Annotated in this window: 13 protein-coding genes; 9 read left to right on the top strand and 4 right to left on the bottom strand. The window is 64.8% G+C overall.

What is annotated here, in order from left to right; genetic code table 11:
• Positions 1 to 77: 77 nt before the first annotated feature.
• Both ACQS5P_RS05220 and ACQS5P_RS05215 read right to left on the bottom strand, forming a co-directional pair.
• Complete coding sequence (locus tag ACQS5P_RS05220) at positions 78 to 932, bottom strand: glycerophosphodiester phosphodiesterase family protein (protein ID WP_428939844.1); 855 nt, start codon at positions 930 to 932, stop codon at positions 78 to 80.
• Positions 916 to 1,398 carry a hypothetical protein gene (locus ACQS5P_RS05215; RefSeq protein WP_428939843.1) on the bottom strand — a complete coding sequence of 161 codons (483 nt, stop codon included), beginning with the start codon at positions 1,396 to 1,398 and terminating at the stop codon, positions 916 to 918. The genes ACQS5P_RS05220 and ACQS5P_RS05215 overlap by 17 nt, the downstream gene beginning before the upstream one ends.
• Positions 1,399 to 1,636: 238 nt before the next feature.
• On the opposite strand from ACQS5P_RS05215, the gene ACQS5P_RS05210 reads away from it, so the two are divergent.
• Entirely contained in the window at positions 1,637 to 2,641 is a 1,005-nt protein-coding gene (locus ACQS5P_RS05210; RefSeq protein ID WP_428939842.1) for a sensor domain-containing diguanylate cyclase, read from the top strand.
• On the opposite strand, the gene ACQS5P_RS05205 is transcribed toward ACQS5P_RS05210, so the two are convergent.
• Entirely contained in the window at positions 2,593 to 3,447 is an 855-nt protein-coding gene (locus tag ACQS5P_RS05205) for an ROK family protein (RefSeq protein ID WP_428939841.1), read from the bottom strand. The genes ACQS5P_RS05210 and ACQS5P_RS05205 overlap by 49 nt on opposite strands.
• Positions 3,448 to 3,456: 9 nt before the next feature.
• A complete protein-coding gene (locus tag ACQS5P_RS05200; RefSeq protein WP_428939840.1) occupies positions 3,457 to 4,677 on the bottom strand; it encodes a glycoside hydrolase family 10 protein in 1,221 nt (406 codons plus the stop codon).
• On the opposite strand from ACQS5P_RS05200, the gene ACQS5P_RS05195 reads away from it, so the two are divergent.
• From ACQS5P_RS05195 to ACQS5P_RS05160, 8 genes are all read left to right on the top strand, one after another.
• Positions 4,663 to 5,646 (top strand): Gfo/Idh/MocA family protein, encoded by a 984-nt coding sequence (locus ACQS5P_RS05195; protein WP_428939839.1) that lies wholly within the window; start codon positions 4,663 to 4,665, stop codon positions 5,644 to 5,646. The two genes, ACQS5P_RS05200 and ACQS5P_RS05195, sit on opposite strands and share 15 nt — an antisense overlap.
• 204 nt (positions 5,647 to 5,850) lie before the next feature.
• The gene (nagB, locus tag ACQS5P_RS05190; protein WP_428940992.1) at positions 5,851 to 7,788 is read left to right on the top strand and encodes a glucosamine-6-phosphate deaminase; all 1,938 of its coding nucleotides are present in this window, start codon (positions 5,851 to 5,853) and stop codon (positions 7,786 to 7,788) included.
• Positions 7,789 to 7,859: 71 nt separating this feature from the next.
• The gene (locus ACQS5P_RS05185) at positions 7,860 to 8,741 is read left to right on the top strand and encodes a Gfo/Idh/MocA family protein (protein WP_428939838.1); all 882 of its coding nucleotides are present in this window, start codon (positions 7,860 to 7,862) and stop codon (positions 8,739 to 8,741) included.
• Between the two features lie 202 nt (positions 8,742 to 8,943).
• Positions 8,944 to 10,068: a substrate-binding domain-containing protein gene (locus ACQS5P_RS05180; RefSeq protein ID WP_428939837.1), complete on the top strand. Its 1,125-nt coding sequence runs from the start codon at positions 8,944 to 8,946 to the stop codon at positions 10,066 to 10,068.
• A gap of 98 nt (positions 10,069 to 10,166) precedes the next feature.
• Positions 10,167 to 11,777: an FAD-dependent oxidoreductase gene (locus ACQS5P_RS05175; RefSeq protein ID WP_428939836.1), complete on the top strand. Its 1,611-nt coding sequence runs from the start codon at positions 10,167 to 10,169 to the stop codon at positions 11,775 to 11,777.
• A 122-nt stretch (positions 11,778 to 11,899) separates the two neighbouring features.
• Positions 11,900 to 12,706 (top strand): hypothetical protein, encoded by an 807-nt coding sequence (locus ACQS5P_RS05170; RefSeq protein WP_428939835.1) that lies wholly within the window; start codon positions 11,900 to 11,902, stop codon positions 12,704 to 12,706.
• Between the two features lie 99 nt (positions 12,707 to 12,805).
• Positions 12,806 to 13,018 (top strand): hypothetical protein, encoded by a 213-nt coding sequence (locus ACQS5P_RS05165; protein ID WP_428939834.1) that lies wholly within the window; start codon positions 12,806 to 12,808, stop codon positions 13,016 to 13,018.
• A 40-nt stretch (positions 13,019 to 13,058) separates the two neighbouring features.
• On the top strand, positions 13,059 to 14,432 hold the full coding sequence (locus ACQS5P_RS05160) for a hypothetical protein (protein WP_428939833.1): 1,374 nt from the start codon (positions 13,059 to 13,061) through the stop codon (positions 14,430 to 14,432).
• Position 14,433 lies beyond the last annotated feature (1 nt).

Below are 14,433 nucleotides of genomic sequence, written 5' to 3'. Positions count from 1 at the left end.
CGGGACGACGGCGGGTGCAATTCAGACCGGTTCCGGGGATCTGGTGAGTGTAATCACGCCAGGACCCGATCGTGCGGCTATTCACACGGAGTTGCGCGCAACTGCTCGGCCAGCCACGCGGCGCGGTTGGTGGTGATGGCATCGACGCCCGCCCGTATCATCCGCCGCGCCTGCTCGACGGTATCGACGGTCCAGACGGTGCAGGCCAGGTCGGCCTGCTTGAAGGCGGCGACGAATTCGGGCGTGATCGCGTCGCAGACGCTTACGCCCACGCCGTCGGCACGCGCGGCGTGCGCCATCGCGATCAGCTCCGCCGCCGTCGGAGACCAGCGCCCCGTCTGCTTGTCCTGGCGGATGAACGAGAGGTAAAGCGTACGGATCTGCGGCAGTCGCTGCCGCGCGGCGCGCAGTGAATCGGCATTGAAGCTGATCAGAACGAAACGGTCGATGGTCCGCCCGGACGATTCGATCGCCTCGGCCACAGGACCCACCGTTTCCGGCCCGGGCTTGATCTCGATGATCAGTCGTCGGTGATCTTCGGGCGGGATGGTGGCGATCACCTCCTGAAGCAGCGGAATCTTCTGCCCGGCAAACGGCTGGCCCTTCCATACGCCGACGTCCAGACTGCGCAGTTGGCTGAAGGTGGACTCGGCGACAACGAGTCTGGCGGCGTTTGCGGTGACACGAGCGGTGTCCGGGTCGTGAATGACGGCGAGCTTGGCGTCGCGGGTGAGGTGCACATCGATCTCGACCGCCATGGCGCCGCGTCGCCACGCCAGATTGATCGCCGCCAGCGTGTTCTCCGGCGCATCGTGCGATTCGCCGCGGTGAGCGATCAGCTCACATGCCTGCCGCGGCGCATGCGTCGACGCCACCGACGGCGCCGCTGCCGCCGAACCGGTGTTTGCAGAAGCATCAACAGGGCCGGTCATCGTCCTTCCGTTCGTGCAGCCGCGGGTGATTTCCATTGGCCGGTTCAACATCAGCAAGCGGGTCCGCCGGGACATCGTCGGCCAGCGGCGCGGTTTCCTGATCGAACTGATCTTCGGACCACTCCTGGGCGATGCCGATCGCCGCCGCGTCGGTGTCTGACAGACGTTCGTGGTCCTCAAGAAGCGGATCGCTCGCGTCGTCGTCTTCGGATTCATCATCCGCAAACACGACTCCGGCGGTCTGCTCAGCCCATTGCGAGTCTGCCGGCCAGATGTCGAATGTGAACCCCTTGCCGTCGCAGCCTTCGGTGGGGCAGGCCCAGTATCCGCCACTGGGATAGTCGCGATCGGCGACCCAGTGCATCAGCGAGCTGTCGTAGCTGCGTCGGCAGTGCAGACAGAAGACCTGGATGGGGACATCCGGTGGTCGAAAGCTGTCGCTGGCGCCTGGCGGGCGATCGCGCATGACGCCGGATATTCAACCAGTCCCCGCCGACAAAGCCAAACAAAAACCGGTGAAGTGCCGTGTGATCTTCCAAAACGTGTTGGTCGGCTGCTCGATGGTTACCGGACGTGGTGGTCGCGACGGGCGGGCTGGGGCGCAGTTGAAGCGATCAGCAGATTGGGCGGTCCAGTTTGCCCTTTGGCGAGCCGATACAACGTTTGTGCTGACGGAGTCGCGTGGTTCTCAGTGCCAGACAGCCATGACTCCCGATTTGCCGATCCTGAAGGGCACCGCTGCCGCCACGTTGGCCGCGATCCTCGATGCGGTCAGCGACGGCGTCTACATCACCGACCGCGACCGGGTGATTCGCTACTGGAACGCCGGCGCCGCGCGAGCTTCGGGCTTTGCTCCTGACCAGATTATCGGGCGGCGATGCCAGGACAACATCCTGACGCATGTCGATCAACACGGGCGGTGCCTGTGTGCGTCGGATTGTCCTCTGCTGGCGGTGATGGCGGATGGTCGCGTCCGCGAGGCGGATGTGTTCATGCATCACAAGGATGGCCACCGCGTGCCGGTCCGCATCCGCGCGATCCCCATCCGCAACGAGCGAGGCGACATCGTCGCTGTCGCGGAAGTCTTCTCCAACACCTCCGAACTCATCGCCGCCAGGCAGACCATCCGCGCCCTGGAAGACCTGGCAATGACCGATCCGCTGACCGGCCTGCCCAATCGCCGCGCCCTGGAGCTGCGACTGCGCCAGCGACTGGACGAATGGAGGCGTTACGGCTGGCCGGTGGCAGTTTTCCTGGCCGACATCGATCACTTCAAGCGTTTCAACGACGTCTACGGACACGCGGTGGGGGATCGGGCATTGAAGATGGTGGGTTCGGCGATGGCCTGCGCGCTGCGAAGCAGCGATGTGGCGGGTCGCTGGGGCGGCGAGGAATTCTTGGCGATTATCGCCAACGCGCCGTCGGGACCGGAGCTGCGCGCCCTGGCCGAGCGGATGCGACTGCTCGTGGAAAAATCCTACCTGCTGGTCAACGGCCAGCCGCTTGTCGCGACCGTCTCGATTGGCGTGGCCCAACCCAACGATCACGCGGGCGACGTTTCGTCGCTGCTTCGCCTGGCGGACCAGTGCCTGTATCAGAGCAAATCGGCCGGGCGAAACCGCGTGACCGTCGCGGGCGAAGCCGAGCCGATCAGCCCGGCTCAGGATCCCATTTCCGCCGCCAGTCGTGCCGCGCCCAGAGCGGCGTGAAAGTCGTGCTCCCCGCAGCTTAGCGTCCAGTCACGGCGCGCCACGCTGGTCAGGTTCGTGTCGATCAACTGCTTGAGCTGGGGCAGCAGGTGTCGCAGCCGGATTCCCACTCCGCCCACCAGCACCACATGATGCGGGCGATAGATCGCGTGGCAGATGCGGATGGCGCGCGCCAGCGCCCGCAGTGGCGGATCGGTCACTTTCGCGTTCTGATAAAATGCTTCGGTGCTGCCGTAGCGCCGGATGATCGCCGGCACGCCGATGTAGCCTTCCAGCGAGCCGGCCCCGCCGTCCGGACCCAGCGGCACATCATTTTCGATCGAGACATCGACCTGCCCGATGTGTCCCGGAGAAGCGCCCTCGATGAACAGCGGCACGCCGTCGTCCAGCACGCCCATCCCCACGCCCGTCCCCAGCGCCAGCGAAACCACGCGTCCGCGCAGGCCGCGGGTGCGGATCACATCGGTGGCGGTGGCGACAGCGTCGTTGACGATCTCCAGCCGTCTGACGATCGGCCCCAGCGCACGTGCGACAAGCTCGTCAAGCACGACGCCCATGAGACCGGGCACGTTGACCGAGAGCGTGATTGTGCGCCGCTCACGATCGAGCAACCCTGGAACGCAGATGCCGGCGACGTCGATCCTCCCGCCGGCGCGTTCCCCCGCCGCCTGCTGGATCGCCGCGATGAGCTGCGTCGTCGTCGGGCGGGTGTAGAACGGGCTTTGTCCGGTCCAGAGTGTCTGCCCGCCCTGTACCGCCGCGAGTTTCACCGAGCTTCCACCAATGTCGATGCCCAGAGCGATCATGTGGATATCCTAATGTCGATTCCTCGGGTGTGGCGCATGGCCGTTGGTCTTCACGTCGTAGAGTCGGGCGATTGTATCGGCGTGCACCTCGAGCACGCCGCGGCTGAACCACCAGCAGTGTCCGCCGCCGCCGGTCTTGCGCACCAGTTGCACACATTTGATCAGATCCTCGGCGGGAAGGTCCGGGCCGTCGCCGACCAGGCGAATGCCGGCGATCAGGTCCTTTCGCCGCGTTGATGGCATCGCTTCGACCTGCTCCTGCCAGCTTTTGCGGAAACTGTCGTAGTCCAGACGATAGCACTGCGGGACATATTCATCCCAGGTCGGGTTGTCGCGCCAGCGACTCCAGGCCGGCCAGTCGATCAGGTAGTTGTGCATCGCCCACGGATGCGGGCCGGGACTCAGCGAGATGATCAGATCGGGATTGCCGGCCTGCACGGCCGCGGCGCGGACTTCGCGGACGAACCTGCGGGCAAAAGCCTCGACCCTGGCGGCTCGCCAGGCGCACCACTGTGGGTCGGAGATGTCGCGGGGGGGCCGCCTTCCCTGGTGTTCATCGGCGTACAGCTTCTGCGTGAACAGGTCGTATCCCATTTCCAGCCCCGGCCAGACGATTCGGTCATCGAGCTGGATTCCGTCCAGGTCGGGGTACTTGCGGATCGCTTCGACGACGATCCCAATCAGCAGCGACTGGGCGTCGGGATGCAGCGGGTTGAGCCAGACGAACCCATTTTTCGCCACGTCGCTGCCCTGTTGATCGAGGCTGAGCCAGTCGCGGCGAGCGCGAAGCTCGTTGTGGGTCGATTGATGCGCCGCCATGAAGCCGTACTCGAACCACGCGATGCAGACCAGGTCATTGCGGTGTGCTTCGCGGAGGCACTCGGCCAGCAGGTCGCGCTGAACCGCGGGCGTGTCGCTGCTGGAGGGGTTGATCTTCATCGCCACGCCGATCGTCCGGCGCATCACGTCGGAGGGGAACTCGGTGTAGCCGTTTTTCCAGCATTCGACGTAGACGGTGTTCAGTCCGATCTGGCGCAGGCGGCGCATGGTTCGGGCGGTGTTGTCGGGGTTGGCGATGTGGTCGTTGGCGGTGGTGGTGAGCCAGGTTCCGCGGACTTCGGGTTCAGCGGCGTGAGCGGCGGGGCTGAACAGTCCGAGCAACAGCAGGATGCACGTGCAGGCGCGACCGATTGTCTGTATGATGCGCGATACCAGATGAAGACTTTTCACGTGGGGCTGATTGGCGGCGGGGTGATTTCCAGGGCGCATATTGCCGCGGTGCAGGCCAGCGGCGGGCGGGTGCGGATCACGGCGATCGCGGACCCGGCCGAGCCGGCACGCCGCGCCATTGCCGACGCCACCGGCGCCGCGCCGTTCGCCTCGGCCGAGCAGATGTTCGCCGCCGCCGCTGAGGCCAGCCTGCCTCTGGATGGTGTGCTGGTCTGCACGCCGCCTTCGGTGCGCGTGCCCGTCGTGAAGATGGCGCTGGAGCGCGGAATCGCCGTCCTGGTCGAAAAACCCCTGGCGCATCACGTCTCCGATGCAAAGACTCTTGTGGAGCTGGCCGAAGCTTACCCGAAGGTGACCACGGCCGTCGGATACTGCCACCGGTTCGTGCCGGCGATCCTGGAGATGCAGCGGATGCTCCGGGCCGGAGAGTTGGGAACGGTGGTGCGGTTTGAGAACACCTTTGCCTGCTGGTTTCCCCAGATGGCGCAGCGGTGGATGAGCGACGTGCGAGTAAGCGGCGGAGGGTCGCTGATCGACACGGGATCTCATAGCCTGGACCTGTTCCGCTTTCTGCTCGGGCAAGGCAAGGTTGTCGGCGCCAGCTTCCGGCATGAATGGGAAGGACGAGGCGAGTCGAATGCAACAGTGCTGGTGCAAGGCGGCAGCAGCGCCGGGGTGATCGCCAGCGGCTGGGCCGAGCCGGCGCGGTTCATCGTGAGCCTGGTAGGCACACGGGCGATGGCCAGCTACGACTACGACCGGCCGCAGGAACTGCACATCAAGCCGTCGCAAGGGGAGGCGCAGATCGTGGCGGTTGAGACACACGAGGTGCGTTTCGAGCGGCAACTGCTGGCGTTTGCGGAAGTTGCATCCGGCCGCGCCGATCGCGGGGGTTTGGCGAGCTTCGAGGATGGACTGGCGGTAGCACAAATGGTTGCAGAAGCGCAGCAGCTCGCTAGTATTATATAATCTTCCTCGCTGTCTTGCACGCGGGGGAGCACAAAAGTGTCCCGTGCGGCCTTGCCGCTTGCCGCCAGCGCAACGTCGCTGAACGAAACTGGACGCAGCGCGAACGGATGACCGTCGTCTACTAGTGAGGTTTCGGCAGCTATGTCCTCTAACGTCGTCCACAATCCGGCGAACAACGCCAGTCTCAGCGAGGGCGTCGGCTCGATGCTCGCCGCCGCGGAAAAGATCCCCGTCACCGTCTATGCCTCCGCCGCCGCCGCCTCCGCCGCCGTGGCACAGGAGATCGCCGAACTGATCCGTCAGAAGGCCTCGCGTGGGGAAATGGCAGTGCTTGGGCTGGCGACCGGCTCCACTCCCACCGGGGTGTACGATGAGCTTGTCCGGCTGCACCGGCAGGAAGGGCTTTCGTTCAAGAACGTCATCACGTTCAACCTGGACGAGTACTACCCGATGCGCCCGGAGGAGCTTCAGAGCTACCACCGGTTCATGTGGGAGCACCTGTTCGACCACATCGACATCGATCCGAAGAACGTGCACATCCCCGACGGCACGATCCCGCGAGAACAGGTCAATGCCTACTGCCAGCAGTACGAACGGATGATCCGCGAGGTCGGCGGGATCGACTATCAGATCCTGGGGATCGGGCGTACCGGACACGTCGGCTTCAACGAACCCGGCTCGCCGCGCGACTCTCGCACCCGACTGATCACGCTGGACAAGATCACGCGCATGGACGCGGCCAGCGACTTCTTCGGCGAATGGAACGTGCCGCGCAAGGCGATCACCATGGGCGTGGACACCATCCTCAGCGCCAAGAAGGTGGTGCTGCTGGCCTGGGGAGAGCACAAGGCGCCGGTGATCCGCAAGGCCGTCGAGGGCGAGGTTACCCCGCAGATCGCGGCCTCGTTCCTTCAGCAGCATCCCAATGCGCGGATCGTGCTGGACACGGCGGCGGCGGCGGAGCTGACGCGATTCAAGAGCCCCTGGCTGCTGGGGCCGATCGAAGAGTTTGGCATGAGCTGGGACGCCGCCATGGTCCGCAAGGCGGCGATCTGGCTGGCTCAACTCGTCAAAAAGCCGCTGCTGAAGCTGACCGACGAAGACTACAACGAACACGGATTGCAGGAGCTGATCGCCTCGCGCGGCGGGGCGTACGACATCAACATCGAGGTCTTCAGATCGCTTCAGGCGACGATCACCGGCTGGCCGGGTGGCAAACCCAGCCGCGAGCCGGAGCCTGGCCATGCCCCGGCGTTTCATCATGCCAATCCCGAGATCTTCCCCAAGCGGGTGGTGGTCTTCTCGCCGCATCCGGACGATGACGTGATCTCGATGGGTGGCACGCTGATGAGGCTGTGCGAGCAGGGACACGAGGTTCACGTGGCCTATCAGACCAGCGGCAACATCGCGGTCTTCGACGACGCGGCGGTTCGTCATGCCGAGTTCGTCCGCGAATACGCGCAGGCGTTCGGGCTGGGCGAGAGGCAGGCCAAGCAGATCGAAGAACAGATCGAAACTTTCGTTCGTCGCAAGCGTCCGGGCGAGGTGGACAGTCCCGAGCTTCAGAAGATCAAGGCGATCATCCGGCGGACCGAAGCCCGCGCCGCGGCGCGGTTCAGCGGCGTGAAGGAAGAAAACACGCATTTCCTGGACATGCCGTTCTACGAGACCGGACGCGTGCGCAAAAAACCCCTCAGTGAGCAGGACATCCGCATCGTGATGAATCTGCTGGACAAGGTTCAGCCCCATCAGATCTATGCCGCCGGCGACCTGTCCGATCCGCACGGCACGCACCGCGTGTGTCTGTCGGCGGTGTTCCAGGCGATCGAGCGGCTGAAGGATCGGGACTGGGTCAGGACCTGCGAGGTGTGGCTGTATCGCGGCGCCTGGCAGGAATGGGGCATCGACGAGATCGAGATGGCCGTCCCGCTTTCGCCCGACGAGGTGATCAAGAAGCGTTACGCGATCTTCAAGCACGAGAGCCAGAAGGACAAGGCGCTGTTCCCCGGGCTGGACGACCGCGAGTTCTGGCAGCGTGCCGAAGACCGCAACCGCGAGACCGCCAGAATGTATGACAAGCTCGGTCTGGCCGAGTACGAGGCGATCGAGGGGTTTGTTCGCTGGAAGCCGGGCTGGCGATAGTTCTGTGTAGCCTCTTGTGGTGCCCATGCTTTCGGTGGGGTGATTGCCGTTGTGCGTGAAATGGAGCTGATATGCGTCTTGGCGCGATCGGGGTGGACTCCAGCCATCTGCCGGAGTTCACGAAGCGGATCAACGCGTTGAACCAGGCAGGACAGACGCGCTGCCGCGTTACGGCGCTGTGGGATCCGGGGGAGCACGAGCTGGACAAGGCGCGGCTGTGGAAGCAGCAGGCCGCGGAAATGGGCGTTGCCGAGGTTGCAAGCTGTGATGAGCTGCTGGACCAGGTTGACGGCGTGCTGGTCCTGGCGGTCAACGGATGCAGACACCTGAAGCTGGCCCTGCCGGCACTGGAGCGGGGTCTGCCCACCTACATCGACAAGCCCCTGACGTGCAGTCTGCCGGAGGCCAGACAGCTTCTGGACGTGGCGCGTCGCCGGCAGGCCAGGTGCTACTCGGCCTCGAGCCTGCGTTTCGCCGCCGAAGTCACCGAGCTCGATCGCGCCGCTGTTGGTCGGATGGTGGCGATCGATGCGTTCGGTCCCGGAGAGATCCACCCGTCGATGCCCGGGCTGTTCTTCTACGGGGTGCACACGATCGAGATGGTCGATGCGATCTGGGGTCCGGGCGTCAAGCGTGTCTCAGCGATTCATCAGGCGGATCGCGACCTGGTGGATCTGGACTACGGCGACGGTCGTTACGCGCGGCTGCGAATGCAGCGTGGCGGGGCGTATGCCTTCGGCGCCACAGTGCATGGCACGCAGGCGGTGCGGCAGTTCGTCGTCGATTTCGCCGACGTGTACAACCGCCTGATCAAGGGAATGGTGCGTTTCTTCGAGGGCGGACCCGCGCCGGTGCCGCTGCGCGACCTGGTGGAGAACGTGGCGGTGATGGAAGCGGGCAACGCGTCGATGAACCGGGACGGCGCGTGGGTGCAGGTAGAGCAGGTAGAGTAGGCGGTCTGGTCGGCCCGATTTACCTGTGCAGAGGGTGATGCGCTGCCACATCAGAGCCGACTCGTCTGAGCGGTCTGCGACGGCTGTTTTCATTGACTCGAACAGATGTAATTATAGAATAACTTCGGGTCGGTACTGCCCCGCGCCTGACGCCCTCGCTTGCTTTTTTGTTGTCCGGCGAACAGTCTAACGGCAATTCACCATGGCATCGCTCAAGGAACTCAAGGCGGTAAAGTCGCAGCCCGGGCGGCCACTCTACATGGTCGTCCGCGACGCTGTTCGCCAGGCCATCGATGCCGGTGTCTTCCAGCCCGGCGAGCAGATGCCCTCGACCAAGGAATTGTCCGAGCAGCTCGAAGTTTCCCTGGTCACCACCCATCGCGCGCTTCAGGAACTGGTCGCCAGCGGTGTGCTGCAACGTTCCCAGGGGCGCGGAACCTTTGTCCATGAACGCTATCGCGACCGCAAGCGCACCCTCAGCGACGCCCGGCTGGGGCTGGTCTTCCATCAGGATTGTTCGCTGGCCGACTACTATCACAGCCAGATTCTGGAAGGCGTTCGCCAGGCGGCGCAGCAGCTTGCGGTAGACCTGATCCTGTTGCGCTTCGGGGAAGACGTGCGCAACGAGTGCAACGGGTTCCTGTTCGTCAACCCGCTGCCGGAAGAGATCGACGCGTTCGTGGCGCAGGCGCGGCGAAAGCCCACGCTGGTCGTCGGGGCACGCAGCCACTCCAAACTCATCCAGTGGATCGATGTCGATAACGTCGATCTGGCTCGCCAGGCGGTCAATCACCTCACCGAGCTCGGGCATACCAGCATCGGTTACGTCGGCGGTGATGAACGCATCAGCAACAGCCGCGACCGCTGGCAGGGATTCGTGGCCACCTGTCAGGAACATCATCTGGCGCCGCGCGAGCATCACGTGATCCGCAGCCAGAGTTGGCGGCTGGACGAACGCGAACGCATGGCGCTGATCCGCACGCTCAGCAGCCCGACGCGCCCGACGGCGATCTTCGCGGCCGGGTATTACTTCGCGCTGGACGTGTACAGCGCCTCGGCGACGGTGGGGCTTCGCGTGCCCGATGACCTTTCGGTCGTCGGTGTGGATGATCCGCCCAGCGCCGCTCACCTCTCGCCGCCCATGACGACCTTCCGCCAGCCCCTGGTCCAGCTCGGCCATGCCGCCGTCACCACCCTCTTCGAGCAGATCCAGTCGGATCAGATGGATCAGACCAATCGGCTGCTTTCGGCGGAGCTGGTCATCCGCCGCTCCACCGGCCCGGCGCCGATCATCACGAACCACGGCGCGGCCAGACAGAGCGGATAGCGGCCAGCGCATCCAGACAGGTCATTGAGAGAGAATCCGACTTGCTGCTTGTGTGATTCGTACCTTTCAAGCCCGTGCCGACGTCACCCGATCCTTCCATGCAATCCGAAGCAACAACACAGGTACTGATTGTCGGTGGCGGGACGGGGGGCGTGGCAGCGGCACTGGCGGCGGCGCGGCGAGGCGGCAGGTGCATCATCACCGAGCCGACCGACTGGATTGGCGGGCAGCTTACCTCGCAGGCCGTGCCACCCGATGAAAACCGCTGGATCGAAGGCGCGCAGGGCGTGCAAAGCGCCACCCGATCGTATCTGGAGTTTCGCCGGCGCGTCAGGCAGTGGTATCGTCAGCATCGCGCCCTGAACGACGCGGCGCGAAACGATCCGCATCTGAACCCCGGCAACGGATGGGTCAGTCGCCTCTGCTGCGAGCCCAGAATTGCACACGCCGTGCTTCAGGAGATGCTCGCCCCGTTCCTGGCCGAGGGGCGGATCACGATCCTGCTTCACCACCAGCCCATCGCCGCCGATGTCACGGGCGATCGCGTACGCTCGGTCACGTTCCGCAACACCCAGTCTGCACAGACCGTCACGATCCGCGCGGATTACTTCCTGGACGCCAGCGAGCTGGGCGATCTGTATCCGCTGGCGGGCGTCGAATACATGGCCGGCGCCGAAGGCCGCGACGACTTCGGCGAAATGCACGCCACGACGCGCGATCCCCGCGACTTCCAGGCCATCAGTTGGTGCTTCGCGATCGAGCATCGACCCGGTGAAAATCACGTCATCGATCGCCCCGCGCGCTACGAGTTCTGGCGAAACTACATTCCGCCGCTGGATCATCCCTGGCCGGGCAGACTCTTCAGTTGGACCGTCTGCGGCACGGAGGATCATCAGCCCCGAACGTTTCGTTTCATCCCCTGGCCGGACGAGCCTTCGCCCGGCGAGTGGGAGATGTGGCGATATCGTCGCATCGTCGATCGCAGCATCTACCGCCCCGAGGCGCAGCCGCTGCATCCGGACGTGTGCCTGGTCAACATGGTGCAGATGGACTACTTCCAGCGGCCGATCATCGATGTGCCCGAGGAACAGAAGCAGTTGGCGCTGGCCGAAGCACGCGAGCAAAGCCTGTGTCTGCTGTACTGGATGCAGACGGAGGATCCGGGTTTGCGCGGATTGAAGCTGCGTGGCGAGGAGCTGGGCACAAGCGACGGTTTTGCCAAGGCGCCGTACATCCGCGAGGCGCGGCGGCTGCGGGCGCGGACGATCATCACCGAAGCACACGTGGGCCTGGAGCAACGCGCGCCGCTGGACTCTGCCGAGCCATTCGCTGATTCGGTTGGCATCGGGCATTACCGCCTGGATCTACACCCCTCGACGGGGATGCGGATCGGCTTTTACGTCCGCACCGCGCCGTTCCGCATCCCGATGGGCGCGCTGATCCCGCAACGCGTGCGCAATGTGCTGGCCGCGGGAAAGGCGCTGGGCGTCACGCATATCACCAACGGCTGTTACCGGCTGCATCCGATCGAGTGGAACATCGGTGAGTCGGCCGGCGCGCTGGCGGTCCACTGCCTCGAGCATCACACCGAGCCGCATGCGGTTCACGACAACATCGATCGCATCCGCCAATTCCAGAAGTCGCTAATCGCCGAAGGGTTCCCTCTGGCCTGGCCTTGGGAACACGGCGCGGGGCTGTGCAGCGCCTGATTGGCGCCGGCGGCGGGAAATATCCACAGCATCCTTTCGTACACCTGCCTGTGAACCGGGCGATGGTTCCCGGTGCAAGATCAGTTCTGGGCCGCTTGCAGCCCGCCCACAAGGAGCAAGTCATGATCCTCAAGCCAGTTAAATTCGTCGTGCTGACGGCCGCCGGAACGATGATCGTCGGCGGGATCCTGTTTGGCCGCGATGCGTTCAGCTACATCTCCAGTTCGGCGCGGTCGGTTCGAATGGCGGTGGAGGAATCGGTGCCGGTGGAGTTCCAGCTCCGCCGCGCCAGAGATCTGGTCAACGACATCGTGCCGGAGATGCACGCCAACGTACGGCTGATCGCGGCGCAGGAAGTCGAGATCGCGGCGCTCAAGGCCGACATCGAACAGAGCCGCAAGCAGCTTGCCGACGAACGCGTCCGAGTGGCCAGACTCCGCGATTCGCTGGCCACCGATCAGACCAGTTTCACCTTCGGGGACCTGAGCTACACCCGCGATCAGGTCAAGCAGGATCTGGCCCGACGATTCGAGATGATGAAGGAAGCGGAGATCGTGCTGGCGGGCAAGCAGCGGCTGCTGGAGAACCGCACCAGGTCCCTGGGCGCCGCCATGCAGGCGCTGGAGCGCACCCGCAGCCAGAAGGCTCTGCTGGAAAGCCAGATCGCGGCGCTGGAGGGGCAGAACCAGCTCGTCAAGGCCGCGTCGATGGGCGCGGGCGGAACCTTCGCCATCGACAACAGCAAGCTGGCGCAGTCGGAAAAGCTGATCGCGGACATCAAAAAGCAACTGGACGTGGCCGAGCGCGTGCTGGCGCACCAGAGCAAGTTTGTCCAGCCGATTGAGGTGGATGTTGTCAGCGAGAAGGACCTGCTGAAGGAAGTGAACGAGCACCTGGCGAGCTCGCCGCTTCAGACGGCGCGGCGGTAGGGATGAGCGCAGAGACGCACAGACGCGGTGTTGCTTGTGCAGCCTGGTCCGTACGTCTCTGCATTCATTCGAACCCGTACTGGCAAGGAGCACCAACCGATGTTGAACGACGACCCCCATCCCCATGACGCAAACCGGCAACACGAGCTGGATTCGCTTCGCCGGCGGATGCTGCGGGACCTGGAAAACTTCCTGAGCCAGGCGATGCATCAGCCGTCGCGACGACTCCAGGCAAAGGTCCCGAGCAAGCCATTGCCACAGCCGCCGCAGCCGCATTGGCCGAAACGGTATACTCTGCTGTCGCTGAACTAGCGTTTTCCAAATGGGGGCATGAACAAAGACGGGTGCTGCCGTGTTGTTCCTGACGATCCGACAAGCCGAAGTTGCCCTGGCCGACGGGAGGCTGGACGAGGCGTATCAGCTCGTGCAGTCGGACCGGCTGCGGGCTCACCGCCGCGGGCAGACGCTGGTGACTCGGTTGATCCATAAGCTGCTGGAGCGGGGCAGGGCGCATCTGAGCGCGGGCCGCGCCGCTCAGGCGCTGATTGACTGCGAGAAGGCGCAGCTTCTGGGCGGAAACCTTGATGAGGTTGTCGCGCTGAGGAGCCAGATCGAGCAGACGCTGCTGACCGCGGACCGCGCGCGGCGAGTCGAGGCCAGGGCCGGCGCCGTGGAAACCGCGGCGCAGCTTGTGGATTCGGCCCTTGGCCGCCAGGATTTGGACCGCGCCGTCGCGGAACTGATCCGCGCCCACGGCAACGGCTGCACCGACCATCGCATCCGCGAGCTTGACGCCAGCGTCCGAAACACGCTTCGCTCGCAGATCGAAGACGCGCTGAATGAGGGAAGGCTCGATCAGGTCGGACCGCTGATCGAGCGCCTGGCGCGGCTGGATCCCAACGGACTTACCACCCGGCAGCTTCGGCGGACACTGGAGCAGGCGGAGGATGCCTGGCGCGCGGTGCTCGATGGCAAAATTGACGACGCGCGCGATGCGCTCAGCCGCATCAAGGTACAATGGCCGCAGGCCAAATGGATCGCCGAGGCGCTGTCGCACCTGGCGGCGGTGGAGGAATCGCTGGCGGCGGTGCGTGGCGGGCCACTGGGATTGCTGGATATGGACGACGAGCAACCGACCCGCGCCGCCGGCCCGACGCCCGCGCCGCCGCGCATTCTGCACGGGCCGCACGCCCGTGAGACCGGGGATCAACTGCCCTCAAAGTTCATCATCCAGGTCGATGGGGCGGGCAGCTTTCTGGTGCTGACGACGCCGCGAGTGACCATCGGGCCGATCAGCTCATCGCAGCGCCCCGATGTCGGGCTGCTCGCCGACGCCTCCGCCGCCATCGTCACGATCGAACGAGTCGAAGACGATTACTTTGAGCGAATTGCCGGCCAGCCGACCAGGCTTCTGGCGAGCGGCGATCGGGTGACGCTCTCGCCCAGATGCAGGCTCCAGTTCCAACTGCCCAACCCATCCAGCACGACGGCGGTGCTGGATCTGACGGCCGGCCGATTCCCCCGCGCCGACGTTCGCCGCATCATCCTGCTGGATCGCGATCTGGTGATCGGCCCGGGGGCCAGCTCCCACATTCGCGCTGACGGACTGAGCGAACCGGTAGTTCTGCACGTTCGCGATGGCCGGCTGTGGCGTCGGAGCGAGCCCGTCTCTATCGGTACCGCGACGAGCATGGGCGGTGCCAACTTCGTCATCACGACGTCATGAC

Source organism: Fontivita pretiosa, assembly GCF_050410795.1.
In the GTDB taxonomy this organism is placed as follows: domain Bacteria; phylum Planctomycetota; class Phycisphaerae; order Tepidisphaerales; family Tepidisphaeraceae; genus Fontivita; species Fontivita pretiosa.
This window is presented reverse-complemented; position numbering and strand designations above follow the sequence as displayed.